Annotated in this window: 13 protein-coding genes; 8 read left to right on the forward strand and 5 right to left on the reverse strand. The window is 68.7% G+C overall.

Annotated elements, in window-relative coordinates:
- Positions 1-46: 46 nt before the first annotated feature.
- The 5 genes from BIU82_RS14155 to BIU82_RS14175 are packed head-to-tail and all read left to right on the forward strand — an operon-like array spanning position 47 to position 5,376.
- Positions 47-406 (forward strand): hypothetical protein, encoded by a 360-nt coding sequence (locus tag BIU82_RS14155; protein ID WP_139146622.1) that lies wholly within the window; start codon positions 47-49, stop codon positions 404-406.
- Positions 406-1,962, forward strand: a complete 1,557-nt coding sequence (locus BIU82_RS14160) for an ATP-binding protein (RefSeq protein WP_083292356.1) — start codon at positions 406-408, stop codon at positions 1,960-1,962. The genes BIU82_RS14155 and BIU82_RS14160 overlap by 1 nt, the downstream gene beginning before the upstream one ends.
- On the forward strand, positions 1,959-2,618 hold the full coding sequence (locus BIU82_RS14165; protein WP_070350098.1) for a response regulator transcription factor: 660 nt from the start codon (positions 1,959-1,961) through the stop codon (positions 2,616-2,618). Before BIU82_RS14160 ends, BIU82_RS14165 begins: the two co-directional genes overlap by 4 nt.
- A complete protein-coding gene (locus BIU82_RS14170; protein WP_083292357.1) occupies positions 2,615-4,132 on the forward strand; it encodes an SLC13 family permease in 1,518 nt (505 codons plus the stop codon). Before BIU82_RS14165 ends, BIU82_RS14170 begins: the two co-directional genes overlap by 4 nt.
- A gap of 38 nt (positions 4,133-4,170) precedes the next feature.
- Positions 4,171-5,376 (forward strand): glycerate kinase, encoded by a 1,206-nt coding sequence (locus tag BIU82_RS14175; protein WP_070350099.1) that lies wholly within the window; start codon positions 4,171-4,173, stop codon positions 5,374-5,376.
- A 7-nt stretch (positions 5,377-5,383) separates the two neighbouring features.
- Here the strand turns inward: BIU82_RS14175 and BIU82_RS14180 are convergent, their stop codons facing one another.
- Together BIU82_RS14180 and acs are read right to left on the reverse strand one after the other, a co-directional pair.
- Positions 5,384-6,166: a DeoR/GlpR family DNA-binding transcription regulator gene (locus BIU82_RS14180; protein WP_070350100.1), complete on the reverse strand. Its 783-nt coding sequence runs from the start codon at positions 6,164-6,166 to the stop codon at positions 5,384-5,386.
- A gap of 146 nt (positions 6,167-6,312) precedes the next feature.
- A complete protein-coding gene (gene acs / locus BIU82_RS14185; protein WP_070350101.1) occupies positions 6,313-8,331 on the reverse strand; it encodes an acetate--CoA ligase in 2,019 nt (672 codons plus the stop codon).
- 346 nt (positions 8,332-8,677) lie between these two features.
- Here acs and BIU82_RS14190 point away from each other — a divergent pair, with 346 nt between their 5' ends.
- The 3 genes from BIU82_RS14190 to BIU82_RS14200 are packed head-to-tail and all read left to right on the forward strand — an operon-like array spanning position 8,678 to position 11,475.
- Positions 8,678-9,979 (forward strand): hypothetical protein, encoded by a 1,302-nt coding sequence (locus BIU82_RS14190; RefSeq protein WP_070350102.1) that lies wholly within the window; start codon positions 8,678-8,680, stop codon positions 9,977-9,979.
- A gap of 12 nt (positions 9,980-9,991) precedes the next feature.
- Positions 9,992-10,798, forward strand: coding sequence for an endonuclease III (gene nth, locus BIU82_RS14195; RefSeq protein WP_070350103.1), 807 nt, complete (start codon positions 9,992-9,994; stop codon positions 10,796-10,798).
- Complete coding sequence (locus BIU82_RS14200) at positions 10,795-11,475, forward strand: CoA pyrophosphatase (RefSeq protein WP_070350104.1); 681 nt, start codon at positions 10,795-10,797, stop codon at positions 11,473-11,475. Before nth ends, BIU82_RS14200 begins: the two co-directional genes overlap by 4 nt.
- A 63-nt stretch (positions 11,476-11,538) precedes the next feature.
- Here the strand turns inward: BIU82_RS14200 and BIU82_RS14205 are convergent, their stop codons facing one another.
- The 3 genes from BIU82_RS14205 to BIU82_RS14215 all read right to left on the reverse strand — a co-directional run bounded on the left by BIU82_RS14205 (position 11,539) and on the right by BIU82_RS14215 (position 14,598).
- Positions 11,539-11,736: a DUF1508 domain-containing protein gene (locus BIU82_RS14205; protein ID WP_253182791.1), complete on the reverse strand. Its 198-nt coding sequence runs from the start codon at positions 11,734-11,736 to the stop codon at positions 11,539-11,541.
- A gap of 207 nt (positions 11,737-11,943) precedes the next feature.
- Positions 11,944-12,855: a CHAD domain-containing protein gene (locus BIU82_RS14210; protein WP_070350106.1), complete on the reverse strand. Its 912-nt coding sequence runs from the start codon at positions 12,853-12,855 to the stop codon at positions 11,944-11,946.
- Between the two features lie 42 nt (positions 12,856-12,897).
- A complete protein-coding gene (locus BIU82_RS14215) occupies positions 12,898-14,598 on the reverse strand; it encodes a bifunctional 3'-5' exonuclease/DNA polymerase (protein WP_070350414.1) in 1,701 nt (566 codons plus the stop codon).
- Positions 14,599-14,768 lie beyond the last annotated feature (170 nt).

Here is a 14,768-nt window from a genome sequence, read left to right on the forward strand (position 1 = left end):
ATTTTCGTTTCATGGGAGGCTCATCCGAGCCTGCAACGATGAATCCATGCAGATGTTTCGACGGATACTCCTGATGGCCGGGATCCTGCTTGTCCCGGTGTTCCTCGCCCTGGCCGGAAGCCTCCTGGGTGCTCCCGCGGGGCCTCCGGTGGTGAACGAGCAGCCCGTGCGGCTGGTGGCCGGTCCGGACGGCTCCCCGGCGCCCGCCCTCGAACCGGCTCCTGCAGCTACCAAGCCGGGCACTACGAAACCGGGCACGGCCAAGCCGGTGCCCACGCCGACGAAACCGCCCGCAAAGCCCACGCCCCCGCCGTCGACCGTCCCGCCGTCGACCGCCCCGCCGGCGCCCGTGCTGCCGCCGGTCGTCATCGACGGCGACGACGACTCCGACGACGTTGACGACTGATGGTTTCCGTGACAGTGCAGAAGAGCCCGCTGCCGCCGCTTCCGGCCCGGGAGCCTGCCTCCGCTGCCCGGCGCCGGCTGGGGTCCAGGGTGCCCGCCCGCTGGCGGATCGCGGCTTGGATCCTCTTCACGACGGCAATGACCCTGCTGGCGGTCATGCTCACGGTGCGCTCGCTGCTGATCGGCGAAGCCCGCACCATGGCGCACCAGGCCATCACGCAGGAATTGGAGGAATTCCGGGCATTCGCGAAGGAAGGTGTCGACCCGACGACGGCCAAGCCGTTCACCTCGATCGAGAAGATGCTCGAAAGGTACCTGAGCCGCCAGTCGGCCGCACAAGGCGAGGTGATCCTCGGGACGGTGGGGCCGAAGGTCCTGTACACCCCCAGCGGCGCCCTGAGCTCACCGGACACCGGACACCAACTGCCCGGTGATACCCGCCTTCTGAACTCCATCCGCACCCAGCAGGACGCCTCCGGAATCGCACGGACCAGCGGCGGGGAAATGCACTGGGCCCGCCTGCCCGTGGTGTCGGGCAGTGAGACCGGCTACTTGATTGTGGGGGATTACATGGCCCCGCGGGAGGAGCAGGTTGAAGGGCCCATCCTCACCATCTTCTTCGTGTCGCTCGGCGGCCTCGCGGTCACCGCGGGAATCGCCTGGCTGGTGGCCGGGCAGATCCTGCGTCCGGTCAGGGAGGTCCGGAAGGTGGCAGCCGACATCTCGGAAAACGACCTGACCACCCGGGTGCCGGTCCGCGGCAATGACGACGTCGCGGCGCTCGCCGTGACCTTCAACACCATGCTGGACCGCCTGGAAGATGCCTACCGGACGCAACGGGCATTTGTCGACGACGCCTCCCATGAACTCCGCACGCCCATCACCGTGATCCGCGGACACCTCGAACTCATGGAGGACAACGCCGCGGACCGGCGCCGGACGCTGGAACTGGTGGACGACGAACTCGCCAGGATGGCGCGGATCGTGTCCGACCTGCTGCTCCTGGCCAAGGTCGACCGGCCGGGCTTCGCGCAGATGCGGGCCGTTGATGCCACGTCCTTGCTCCTGGATATCGAAGCCAAGGCCCAGGCATTGGGGGACCGCGGCTGGCCGATCCTGGAAATCGCCGAAGGGGAGATTACCGCCGATCCGCAGCGCTTGACGCAGGCCGTGCTCCAACTGGCCACGAACGCCTGCCAGTACTCACCGGAAGGAAGCACAGTGTCGCTGGGTTCGCATTTCTCCGGGACGGGCAACGAACGCACGTTCACGGTCTGGGTTTCGGACCAAGGCGCCGGAGTGGGCGCCGAGGAAGCGGCGGTCATCTTCGGCCGCTTCCGCCGCGGAGACGCCGCGCGCGACCCCGGAAGAGCACGCTCAGGGGCCGGGCTGGGTCTGGCCATCGTCCGCAGCATCGCCGAAGCGCACCACGGCACGGCCTGGGTCAGGAGCAGCAAAGGCCAGGGAGCCACGTTCGGCATGACCTTCCCGGCCCCGGAGGCCGGCGCGGCCGGCCGGAACCAGAGTGATGACACACAGGACAAGGAGCAGCAGTGAGCAGGATCCTTATCGCCGAAGACGACCGGCGGATCGCGGATTTCATCGAGAAGGGGCTGCGCGCCGCGGCGTATTCCTGCCTGGTGGTGGACGACGGCGCAAGCGCCTTGGTGCTGGCCCGCTCCGGGGAGTTCGACATGATCATCCTGGATATCGGGCTTCCCATGCTCAACGGTTTCGAGGTGCTGGAGCGGCTGCGCAGCGAAGGCTGCAGGACCCCGGTCATCGTCCTCACTGCCAGCGACTCCGTGGCGGACACGGTCTACGGCCTGGAGAGCGGAGCGAATGACTACATGACGAAGCCGTTCCAGTTCGCCGAACTCCTGGCCAGGATCCGCCTGCGCCTGAACGACGACGCCGATTCGGCCCCCGTCCTCAACCTGAGCCACGGCGACATGGTCCTGGACCTCCGCAGCCGCCGGGTGAGCTGCGGCGGGACCACTACGGACCTGACCGCCAGGGAGTTCTCCCTGCTGGAGGTCTTCCTGCGGCATCCCGGCCAGGTCCTCACCCGGGAGCAGCTTCTGTCCCACGCCTGGAACATGGACTTCGACCCGGCCTCGAATGTCGTGGACGTGTATGTGCGGGCCCTGCGGGCCAAGATCGGCGCGGACCGCCTGGAAACGGTCCGCGGCGCGGGATACCGGCTGCCATGAAGCAGGTCTATTACGAAACACGCCCGCAGACAGCCGGGACAGCCGGGACGCCACCGGCCAGGAGGTCCGCCCGGATCCTCCCACCCGCCGCTGCCGCTTCCCTGTGCCTCGTATGCGCCCTGATCGGGTTCTTCGGCATCATCGCCGCGAACGGCTGGGGCCTGGACGGGGACGCGGCGATAACGCTCTGCATCTTCGTGGCAGCCGTCTGGTTCTGGATCTTCACCACAGTGGAGGACACCTACGTTGCGCTGGGTGCCGCCGTCGCCCTCGTCCTCAGCGGCACCCTTCCCACCGGGAAGCTGTTCGACACGCTCGGCGAGGAATCCATCTGGCTGCTCATGGCGGCCTTCGTCATCGCCGCGGCGGTTGCGTCCACAGGCCTGGCTGCCCGCGGGGCTGCTTTCGTGGTGTCCGGGGCGAGGACCGTCCGGCAGCTCGCGTACCTGGTGACCTTCGGGCTCCTGGTCACGGCCTTCGCCATCCCTGCCACGTCCGGCCGGGCCGCCCTGGTGCTGCCGATCTTCCTGGCACTGCGCGGGGCCCTGAAAGGACGTGCCGCCGTCGTCAAGATGCTCGCGGTGCTGTTCCCGACCGTCATCCTGCTGTCCGCCGTGGCGTCCTTCCTTGGCGCGGGAGCGCATCTGATCACCAGCCAGGTGCTGCAGTCCGCCGGGCACCCGGGTTTCGATTTCGCGGCCTGGCTCCTCCTCGGCTTGCCATTGGCTTTGGTCTCGTCCTTCATGGCGTGTGAACTGGTGCTCCGGCTCTTCACGGATACAGAGGAACGCCGCCGGCCCCTGCGGGTGGGCCTGGCAGAACTGCAGGAAGCAAGCAGTGCCCGGATCAGCGGCCCGCTGGGTCTCGATGAACAGCGCGCACTCTTGCTCCTTGCGGCGGTGCTGGCCCTCTGGTGTACCGAAAGCATCCATGGCCTCGACCCGGCCCTGGTGGCGCTCCTGGGGGCGCTGACGGTGTCCCTTCCCTGCTACGGATCCGTGAAGCTGGGCGCCGCATTGAAGAAGGTGCCCTGGTCCATGCTGATCTTCATGGCTGCCACCCTGGCGCTGGGGTCCAGCCTGGTGACGTCCGGCGCGGCCGGGTGGCTTGCCTCCTCGCTGCTGGGGCCGCTCGCCTTCCTGGGGCCTGCGAAACCGGTGGTGTTCGTCGTCGCCGTAGTGGCGATCTCCACGGCGGCCCATTTGGTGATCCAGTCCCGTTCGGCCCGTTCCGCCGTGCTGATCCCGGTGATCGTGGCCGCGGCCGCACCCATGGGCGTCGAACCGATGGCCGCCGCGTTCGCTTCAACCGCCGCCGCGGGGTTCTGCCACACCCTCACCTCCTCCGCCAAGCCGGTGGCGATCTTCGCCGGCCCGGAGGACGAACCCAACTATGAACCCGCAGACCTGCTCCGCCTCTCAGCCTGGCTGGGGCCGCTCAGCACGGCAGTAGTCCTTCTTTTCAGCTTCACGGTCTGGCCGTTCCTGGGCCTGCCGCTCTTCATCCATCCCTAGTCCAGCCTGTGCTGGGCCGAGCAGAAACAGGTGTCCCGATGGCCATGTCCATTCCACAACGAATCCTGGTGGCTCCCTCCGGTTTCAAGGAGAGCCTCGACGCCGCCGAAGTCGCTGCCGCGATCGCGGCCGGCATCCGCCGTGTCATCCCGGGTGTCCACATCACCACGGCCCCGTTGTCCGACGGCGGCGAGGGGACAGCGGCGGCCCTGGCCTGCGCCACGGGCGGCCGGCTCGTCCCGCGGCGCGTCACCGGACCTGTCGGGGATCCCGTCGATTCGCATTTCGCCATGCTCGGGAACGCCGGGCGGCCCACCGCGGTGGTGGAGATGGCGGCGGCTGCAGGCCTCCGGCTGGTGCCGGCGGCTCTCCGCGATCCCGGCAGGACCACCACCAGGGGAGTGGGGGAGCTGATCCTCGCCGCGCTGGATGAGGGGGCGGAGCGCATCGTGGTGGGATGCGGGGATTCCGGAACGTCCGACGGCGGTGCGGGCGCCTTGCGTGCGCTCGGCGCCCGGGTGCTTGGGGAGGACGGGCGGGAGCTGGCCGAAGGCGGAGCGGCGCTGGGTGGTGCTGCCGCCGTCGAGCTCTCCGGCCTTGACCCCAGGCTTGCCGCATGCCGGATTGAACTGGCACTCAATCCATACAACGTGCTGTGCGGTCCCACGGGCGTGGCCCGGGTTTTCGGCCCGCAGAAGGGTGCCACCCCGGAACAGGTGGAACAGTTGTCCCTTGGCCTCGAGCAGTGGGCGCAACTGTTGGCGGATGCCGCCGGCGTTTCCGCGGACTACCTGCGGACCGGGCCGGGAACGGGGGCGTCCGGCGGGCTCGGCGCGGGGCTGGCCGCGATCGGTGCCAGCCTGGTCCCACGCTTTGACCTGCTTCTCGACTCCGGGCTGGCCGGCGTCGACCTTGACGCGCACATCGCGGGCGCGGACCTGGTGGTCACCGCTGAAGGCGCCATCGACTTCCAGACACCACGGGGCAAGGTGCCTGCAGAAGTGGCGCGGCGCGCGCAGGCCGCCGGGGTCCCCGTGCTTGCCCTCGCCGGATCGATCGGCAAGGATGCCGCGGACGTGCACGCGGCGGGGATCGACGCCATCGCCGGAATCATTCCGGTCCCCATGGATCTGGACCATGCTGTTGCCGAAGGGGCCACGCTGCTGCGCGAAGCTACGGAGCGCACTTTCCGGGTGCTTCTGCTGGGTTCGGCGATTTCGTCCCGGCTGGGACGGGTTGCCTGAGGGCGTGTTAGCTTTCTGCGATCCGCAGCTTGCCGACCCCTTCGGCGAGGACCCGGCGGGCCTCCTCGCCGAGGCCGGGATCCGTGATGAGCTCATCCGCTTCGTCCAGTGCGGCGATTGACGCGATGCCCACGGTTCCCCATTTGCTGTTGTCCGCAAGGACCACCACATTGCGGGCGCACGCCATGAAGGCCTTGTTGGTTTCGGCTTCCTGCAGGTTCGGGGTAGTGAAGCCGGCCTGCGCATCCATGCCGTGCACGCCCAGGAACAAGGTGTCCAAGTGAAGCTGCTTCAGTGCCGACGTGGCGATCGGACCCACCAGCGCGTCCGACGGCGTGCGCTCGCCGCCCGTGACGATCACCGAGGTGCCGCGCCGGGCAGTTCCGGGATCGTGGTGGAAAAGTTCGGCGATCCTGATGGAGTTGGTGACGACAGTGACCCGGGGCCCGTCCAGCAGCAGCTTGGCGAGCTCGTAGGTGGTTGTGCCGGCGCTGAGGCCGATGGCCGAGCCTTCCTTGACCAGTGTGGCGGCCTCGGCGGCGATGGCCTGCTTCTCCGTGATGGCCTGCGTGGATTTCTGCTCGAAGCCGGGCTCGTGGGTGCGGGCGTCGCCGGGCAGCTTGGCGCCGCCGTGGATGCGTTCCACAAGGCCCGCTTCTTCGAGGCTCTCGATGTCCCGGCGCACGGTCATGGCCGAGACGCCAAGCGCCTGGGCCAGATCGGTGACGCGCACGACCCGTTCGCGCTGGACGGCGTCGACAATGGCGGTGTGGCGTGCGGCCTGGAGCATTGGTGTGGTCCTTGAGACGGGGGAAGCGGACGACTTCAGTTTAGGGCGCGAGGGGCCCGGGCGAGGGACTGCGGCCGAGCGTCCTAACGCCGACGGCGCCGTCCCCGCCAAAGGGGGCCGGCGCCGTCGTGCGTTGAATAAGACCGCTACTTCCGCAGGGACTCGGCGATCTGCTGCATGATGGTCGGATCCGACAGGGTGGTGGCGTCCCCCACCTCGCGGCCTTCCGCGACGTCCTTCAGGAGGCGGCGCATGATCTTGCCGGAACGGGTCTTGGGCAGTTCCGGTACCACCAGCACGTGCTTGGGCTTGGCGATGGGGCCGATTTCCTTGCCCACGTGGTTGCGCAGTTCCTGCACGGTTTCGTCGCCGTTGTTGGCGGCGTCCCCGCGCAGGATCACGAACGCGACGACCGCCTGTCCCGTGGTCTCGTCCGCGGCGCCCACGACGGCGGCCTCCGCCACCGAGGGGTGGGAGACCAGCGCGGACTCGATTTCCGTCGTCGAGAGCCGGTGCCCGGAAACGTTCATGACGTCGTCCACGCGGCCGAGCAGCCAGATATCGCCGTCTTCGTCCTTCTTGGCGCCGTCGCCGGCGAAGTACATGGCCTCGAAACGGGACCAGTAGGTGTCCTTGAAGCGTTCGGGATCGCCCCAGATGCCGCGCAGCATGGACGGCCAGGGTTCGCGGACCACAAGGTAGCCGCCGTGCCCGTCGGGGACGGATTCGCCCAGTTCATCCACCACGTCCACGGCGATGCCCGGCAGCGGGACCTGCGCGGAGCCGGGCTTGGTGGCCGTGACGCCGGGCAGCGGCGCGATCATCTGGGCGCCGGTCTCGGTCTGCCACCAGGTGTCCACGATAGGCGCGGGGGTGTCCTTCTTCCCGCCGTTGCCGCCGATGACCTCCCGGTACCACATCCAGGCTTCCGGGTTGATGGGTTCGCCCACGGAGCCGAGCACGCGGATGGAGGAGAGATCGTACTTGGCAGGGATGTCCTTGCCCCACTTCATGAAGGTGCGGATGGCGGTGGGCGCCGTGTAGAGGATGGAGACCTTGTACTTCTCCACGATTTCCCACCAGCGGCCCTGGTGCGGGGAATCCGGGGTGCCTTCGTACATGACCTGGGTGGCGCCGTTGATGAGCGGCGCGTAGGCGACATACGAGTGGCCGGTGACCCAGCCGACGTCGGCCGTGCACCAGAACACGTCCGTCTCCGGGTGCAGGTCGAACACGGCCTTGTGGGTGTAGGCGCCCTGGGTGAGGTAGCCGCCCGTGGTGTGCAGGATCCCCTTGGGCTTTCCGGTGGTGCCGGAGGTGTAGAGGATGAACAGCGGGTGCTCGGAGTCATGCCCGACGGCGGTGTGTTCCGTTGACGCCGTGCCGACCGTTTCGTCCCACCACTTGTCCCGGCCTTCCACCCAGTTCACGGATTCGCCGTTGCGCTTGACCACCACCACGTTCTCCACCGTGTGGCCTTCCTTGGCCAGGGCCTCGTCCACGGCCGGCTTCAGCGCGCTGGGCTTGCCGCGCCGGAAGGTACCGTCCGCGGTAACCACCAGCTTGGCCTCGGCGTCGTCGATCCGCGAACGCAGGGCGTCGGCGGAGAAGCCGCCGAAAACCACCGAGTGCACGGCGCCGATCCGGGCGCAGGCCAGGAGGGTGATCACGGCTTCGGGAATCATGGGCAGGTACACGGCCACGCGGTCGCCCTTCGCCACGCCGAGCGATTCGAAAGCGTTGGCGGCCTTCTTGACCTCTTCGGTCAGTTCCGCGTAGCTGTAGCTGCGCGTGTCTCCGGGTTCGCCTTCGAAGTGGATGGCCACGCGGTCCCCGAGGCCGTTTTCGACGTGGCGGTCCAGGGCGTTGTAGGCAGCATTGATTTCGCCGCCCACGAACCACTTGGCAAAGGGCGGATTGGACCAGTCCAGTGCCTGGTCAAAGTCCTTGGACCAGGTGAGCAGTTCACGGGCCTGCTTTGCCCAGAACGCCGGGCGGTCCTGTGCTGCTTCCGCGTAGTCCCCTGCGCCAACGACGGCGTTGGCGGCGAACTCTTCGGACGGAGCGAACTTCCGGTTTTCGTGCAGCAGGTTTTCCAGGGCGTCACCGGTGCCGGCGTCGGCGGGGGCAGCGGTGACCGTTGATTCCTTGGCGTCCTGGGACATGTGGACCTCTCTCGTCGGACGGAGCTGCGGAGAAGTGCCGCCGGAACGCGCGGCGGCAGAACACGTCGCTGTGCGTTCCCGCGGCGAAAAATACCGCAGAATGCTTTCCGCCATAAACACTATCGCTTCCCTCCGACAGGAAGTGCGCCCCGTCACATTCCGGCCGTGAGCGGTGCGGATTTAGCGCCGAGCGGCGGCCGGCGGCTAGGGGCTGTCAGTGGCTTGGCATAGGCTGAAAGAGTTCCGGGGCGCAGGCCGCGGGTGCCGGGCGTGTGTCCGACGCAAGGCGGTCCTGGCGGCCGGGACACTGCCGAAACCGGCGCTGCAGTGCAAAGGAGAACCTGTCATGAACCAGTTGAATCCCGCCTCCGGAGACGGAGCGGCAAAGCAAGGGACCCAGGCGCCCGGTACCGGACAATCTTCCCCCGCCGGCAACGCCGCGCTCTCCTCCGCGGGCAGCCCCGCGCCGGCGGCTGCCAAGGCCGTTGCCGGCCCGTTCACGGTGCGCGACCTCGTGGTCTTCGGCTCCGTCCTGCTGCTGTTCGTGGCATCCCTTCTCCCGATGTTCGGCCGTTACAACCTGTGGAACATCAACAACCTCTTCTTCCTGGGCCTCGGCATCGTGCTGCCTTTGATCGTCGCGGCGCTGTTCGCGGCCCGCCGCCTGCAGCCGCAGAACGCAGTGCGCATCGGCTCGCTGTCCGTGGACCAGTTCGCATCCGTGGTGGCCTCCTTCTCGGTGGCATTCTTCTTCCTGGGCACGGCCGGTGCCTTCAGCGGGTACCTGCTGCTCGGCCTGGTGGGTGCGCTCGCCCTGCTGGGTGCCACGGTCCTCGCCCCGCACGTTCCGTTGTTGCGGGACGACTTCCGCGACCGCCCCGAGGCCCCGGCGCACCCTGTGGCGCGCGACGCCGTCGCTCCCTTCCGGAAGCCGGCCGCCCCCAAGCCCGTACAGAAGGCAGCCGCGCCCGGGCCAGTTCAGTCCGGCCCTGTTCGACCGGGCCCAGCCCAGTCCGGTGCAGCGCAGCCCACGGCAGCCGTTCCGGCTGCGGGTCCCGTTGCCGGCGCTCCCGCGTCCGGCGGTCCTTTCGCGGTGGTCCCGGCGCCGCTTGCCTCCGCGGCGCCCGCCCCCGCAGCGGCTGAAGCCAACGACGCCGGTGCCCCGGCTTCCGCTTCCGGCGCACCTTCCGCCGCAGAACCGTCTGCTGGCGACACCCCCGAATCCCCAACCGATACCGAAGTTCCCGCTGATAAGACCGAGGCCCCAGAGGGAGGCACCCCCGGCGGCAGTGACGAGGCACCTGCCCGCGAAGGCATCGCCGCCACCATGGCGCACCCCGTCGTTGACCGGACGCAGGAAGCGGGGGCCAAGCAGCAGGAAAGCCGCACGGTGGAGCCGATCGGTGCCACGGTGGATCCGGCCAGCCGCCCCGAGGAGGACCACGAGCAGCCGGCCTACGAGGCCTTCTGGTTTGCCGTCCCGCAGCCCCGCGTGGCTGTCGACGAGCACAGCGGCGCCCCGGCCTTCACCATCCAGCCTGGCGGCTGGGTCCTTGCGCTGGAAGACAGGGGCGAGGAATTCCTCGTCCAGAACACCGACGGAAGGCTCGGGGTCCTGCGGGACCTCAGCCACATCGAACGCGGCTGAGCAGGACCAACCGTGCCCGCCGCCGTCGCCGAAACACCGCTGGCCCTCAAGCGCCGCGCCCGCAGGATCAACAAGGAACTCGCGGAAAAGTACCCCTACGCCCACGCCGAACTGGACTTCCGGAACCCGTTTGAACTGGTCGTTGCCACGGTGCTTTCCGCGCAGACCACCGACATCCTGGTCAACCAGGTCACCAAGATCCTGTTCGCCAGGTATCCGGACGCCCGGGCCATGGCCGAGGCGGATCCGGCGGAGCTCGAAGCGATCATCCAGCCCACCGGCTTCTACCGGGCCAAGGCGAAGAACGTCCTGGCGCTGAGCAACCGCTTGGTGGACGAGTTCGACGGCGAGGTGCCGGGCCGCCTTGAGGACCTGGTGACGCTTCCCGGAGTCGGGCGGAAAACGGCCAACGTGGTCCTGGGGAATGCCTTCGGTGTCCCCGGCATCACCGTGGACACGCATTTCGGCAGGCTCGCGCGGCGCTTCGGATGGACCGCGTCCGAAGATCCCGTGAAGATCGAGTTCGATGTCGCGGAGCTGTTCGAGCCCAAGGACTGGACCATGCTCTCGCACCGGGTGGTGTTCCATGGCCGCCGGATCTGCCATGCCCGGCGGCCTGCCTGCGGTGCCTGTCCCGTGGCGAATTGGTGTCCCAGTTATGGCATGGGCGAAACCGATCCGGCGAAGGCCGCCAAGCTGCTCAAGTATGAACTCGCCCCGGGCCAGGAGGAACTTCTCGCCAAGCTGCTGGCAGAAACGTCGCGGGCCGCGGAGATCCGGATGCAGTCCCAGCTGGAGTTGAGGACGGCCCGGAAGTGACGGCCCTCGGTGACCTGCTGTACCTGGTGTCCCGGATCGAGGAGGGGGAGCACCCGGCGATGGACCCGCGGATCGCCGTGGGCGAGGTGGACGCGGGCCTGGCCCGCCATGCCGCGGTCCTGATGCTGTTCGGCGTGCTGGATGACGTGCCGGCGAAATCCAGCAAGGACGTGGTTCCCGCCGATCTTGACGTGCTGATGCTGGAGCGCGCCCACACACTTGACGCCCACCCCGGGCAGGTGGCCTTCCCTGGCGGCACCATCGATCCCACGGACGACTCCGCGGTGGCCGCCGCGCTGCGTGAAGCCGTGGAGGAAACAGGCCTCGATACCGGCGGCGTCCAGGTGCTGGGCACCCTGCCCGAACTCGGGCTCAGCCGCAGCAACTTCGTGGTGACGCCGGTCCTGGCGTGGTGGGCCTCGCCGTCGCCGGTCCGCGTGGTGGACTACGCCGAGTCCGCCCAGGTGTTCCGGGTCCCGGTGCGCGACCTGCTGGAACCGGCCAACCGCTATACCGGAAGCCTCACCCGGGGAGGGCGGACCTTCACCGGACCGGTGTTCCTGGTGAACGGCGTGGTGGTCTGGGGATTCACGGCCATGGTCCTCAACAGCCTGTTCGACGCCCTCGGCTGGACTTTGCCCTGGGACGAGGAACGGATCCACCAGATCGTCATGTGAGCGGTGCGGCCGGGCGGCCGCCGCCTGGCTCCGGCGAGCCGCCCCGCAGCAGCGAATTCCGGATTACGCGGCGCGCTTCGACTTCGACTGGTCCACGATGATGCCGGTGGCCGCGTTTTCGCGGACGGCGTTGATGCCCTCCACCGCTGCGCTCAAGTGCTTGAATTGCGGCGATTCCGCCACCAGCGTGCCGTCCGCGGCGGTGAGCCGGAACCGGTAGCTGCCGTTGTTGTCTTTGAGAATCTGGAACTGTCCAGCCACGGTGCTGTTTCCCCCTTGGGTGCCTCTTTGCATGCGTGCGGCCGTTGGTGTGGCCTGCGCCATACGAGCCTAACGAGAGCCCTGCGCTGTCCGAAAGCTACTGCGAGGTAGATGACCTTCAAGGTCGGCAGAAGGGTCACAACGGGCTTTTGACTGGCATCCGCCCGGGTGCGCCGCTACTTTAAAGCGCCGCCGCTTGGCGTACCGCTACTTTGCGGAGCCTGCGGTAATCGCCGTCTCAGCGGCGAATTCCGCGGCCGCCGGTTCGAAATTCAGCACCCGGCGGGCCGCCGGGATCGGGTACTCCAATGCCGCGAGACGGAAGTCCTCCTCAGCCCGGATCCGCCTGCGCTCCTCCACATCCCGCAGGAACCGCACGTCCCGGCTGTCGACGTCGGGCTCCCCTTCCAGGCCCGCCAGCCATTCGCCGGCAACCACGGCGTCGTGCTGCTCGCCAAGGACCCGCTGGAAGGTGATGGCCGGCTGGATGATGGCGGCAGTGTCCGGCCCGAAGGTCTCCGTCACGGCTTCGGCGGCATACCTCAGCCGCTTGACCTCTTTCCGGGCCTCGTGCAGGGCCGAATTCCTGACGGCTTCGCTCGAGGTGGCCCCGGCGCCGTCGAGCTCCTCGCGGATCAGCTCCCACTGCCCCTGCATCCGGTACGCCAAGGCTTCCCTCCTGACCTTGACGCGGTCCGCGGAGCCGAGTGCGGACCGGACGTTCCGGACAATCCGGCGGCAGCGTTTCTTCCGGCCAAGCTCCGCCGCCGCCCGGCCAGCGCCGCTGTCGAGCGATTCCACCGCGCGGTAAAGCGCTTCCGGCGCCTCCCAGGACGCCCGGGCATCGATCGAGAGCCTCATGCGCTGCGCCAGGACGTGCTGGTCGCGGGCCTCGCCGAGCGAGCGCGCCAACCAGCGGAGCTCCCGGCGGAGCGGCCGGCGCAGGCGCGGCACCAAGCCCCGGTAGCAGGCCAGGACGGAGCGGAGCCGGCGGATGGCCACCCGGCTGCGATGGACCGCTTCATGGTCGGGCGAGGCGAGCATGGGCAGGGCGTTGTCCAACTCGTCCAGCTGGGCAGTCACATAGGCTTCCAGGGTTTTCCGGGCCTTCTTTCCCACGGGGCAATCGTCCCTCCGGCCGGCCGCCGGGGGCAAGGGCCGCTATTTCGCCTGGTCGTAAGAGTCGACGACGGCGACGCTCACCGGGAACTCCAGCGGCACCTTCCCGAACAGCAGGTGTGTTGCGGCGGCTGCCGCTTCCTCGATGGCGCGGACGCATGCCGGAACTGCGGCTTCCGGTGCGTGGACCATGACCTCGTCGTGCAGGAAGAAGACAAGCTCGCCGCCGTCGCGGCGTCCGGGACCAGGAGCGCCGTCGGCCTCCAGGGCGCGCAGCCGCCGTCGCAGTTCCGCGAGCCAGCAGGACGCCCAGTCAGCGGCTGATCCCTGCACCACGAAGTTCCGGGTGAAACGGCCGCGCGAACGGGCCAGGGCGTCGGCTCGGCGCTGCTCCTCGGCCGTCGTCGAACGCTGGCTGCGCAGCCACCGCTCCGAGGGCGGCGGGCTGCTGCGCCCCAGGCGGGAGGTCACAGTGCGGCCGGCCTCGCCGTCGCGCGCCGCCTGTTCGACATAGCCGACCGCGCGCGGGTAAGTGCGGGCGAGCTGCGGCATGAGTCGCCCCGACTCGCCCGTGGTGGCGCCGTACATCGCACCGAGCATGGCGATCTTCGCCTTGGAACGGTCGCCGCCGAAACCCTGGGCCGCGATTCCCGCGTAGAGGTCCTTGCCGCGCGCGGCCTCCGCCATCTTCGGGTCCTGCGCCAGGGCGGCCAGGACGCGGGGTTCCAGTTGCGCGGCATCGGCGACGATGAGTTTGTGGCCCGGGTCCGCGTGGACGGCGCCGCGGATCTGTTTCGGGATCTGCAGCGCCCCGCCGCCCCGGGACGCCCAGCGGCCCGACACCACACCGCCCACCACGTACTCGGGCCGGAAACGGCCGCCGCTGACCCAGGCATCAAGCCAGGCCCAGCCGTTCGCCGTGAAGAGGCGCGAAAGCTTCTTGTACTCGAGCAACGGCCCGATGGCGGGGTGCGCTGATTCCTTGAGCTCCCATTGCCTGGTGGACGTCACCTCGATGCCGTTGCGGTGCAGCGCCCGGATGAGGTCCTGCGGGGAATCGGGGTTGAGTTTGGGGGAGTTGAGGAGCGTCCGAAGCTCGGTGCAAAGCGCCTCCAAGGCGGCAGGCCGGTGCCCCGGAGCAGGCCGGGGGCCGAGGTGCCGGCGCAGGATGTCCTCGTGCAGTCCTTCCTGCCAAGGCACGCCGCTGTGCTGCATTTCGGCGGCGATCATGGCGCTTGCCGATTCGGCCGCGAGGAGCAGCTGGAGGCGTTGCCGGTGCCCGTCCGCGACGCTCCGGACCGCGTCCTGCTGGGCCGTGAATTCGGCGCGGATGTCCTCCACGCCCGGCTCGCGGCTGTGGCTTGGCGTCTCGAAAAGTGCGTCTTGGTCCGCGGGTGGCGGGGGCGGAGCCAAGGCCCTGATGAGTCCGCTGTCCTCGTCGACGGAGGGTTGCGCGGCCTCGCGGGCATAGGCGGTGTGCGCGGTGAACTCCGAGAAGGCCAGGATCGTGCGGCAGAGGCTGAGGTCGTGGCAGCGTTCCAAGCGCACGCCGGCGGCCAGGAGGGTCGGGTACCAGTCCTGGGCGCGGTTCCAGATCCAGCGCGGGCGGTGGTTTTCCAGTTCGCGGACGACGGCGGGAAGTTCCGTTTTGGCGACGATCCGCGGTTCCGCCGGGCTGCTGCCGGCGGCGTCGGTTTCCTGGATGGCTGCCCCCTGCGGGTGGGCGGCGAGCAGCAAGTACATGAGCATCATTCTGCCGTGTGTTACCGGGGTTTCCGGCACGACGAGGACAACTCCTGTCCTGATCGCGTCCGCTCCTCCACAGGAAGGTTTGTGAGGTCGTTGTCCACATAGCCGCTTCCCTTGCTTCCGGTCCGCCGGGCACCCGCGGACAGTTGCTTCATGAGTGGCTT

This window comes from Arthrobacter sp. SW1, from assembly GCF_001766675.1.
Classification (GTDB): Bacteria; Actinomycetota; Actinomycetes; order Actinomycetales; family Micrococcaceae; genus Arthrobacter.

Coding starts and splice junctions, on each gene's coding strand:
- BIU82_RS14155 (WP_139146622.1), top strand. CDS start 47: ATGCAGATGTTTCGACGGATACTCCTGATGGCCGGGATCCTGCTTGTC.
- BIU82_RS14160 (WP_083292356.1), top strand. CDS start 406: ATGGTTTCCGTGACAGTGCAGAAGAGCCCGCTGCCGCCGCTTCCGGCC.
- BIU82_RS14170 (WP_083292357.1), top strand. CDS start 2,615: ATGAAGCAGGTCTATTACGAAACACGCCCGCAGACAGCCGGGACAGCC.
- BIU82_RS14175 (WP_070350099.1), top strand. CDS start 4,171: ATGGCCATGTCCATTCCACAACGAATCCTGGTGGCTCCCTCCGGTTTC.
- BIU82_RS14180 (WP_070350100.1), bottom strand. CDS start 6,166: ATGCTCCAGGCCGCACGCCACACCGCCATTGTCGACGCCGTCCAGCGC.
- acs (WP_070350101.1), bottom strand. CDS start 8,331: ATGTCCCAGGACGCCAAGGAATCAACGGTCACCGCTGCCCCCGCCGAC.
- BIU82_RS14190 (WP_070350102.1), top strand. CDS start 8,678: ATGAACCAGTTGAATCCCGCCTCCGGAGACGGAGCGGCAAAGCAAGGG.
- BIU82_RS14215 (WP_070350414.1), bottom strand. CDS start 14,598: ATGTACTTGCTGCTCGCCGCCCACCCGCAGGGGGCAGCCATCCAGGAA.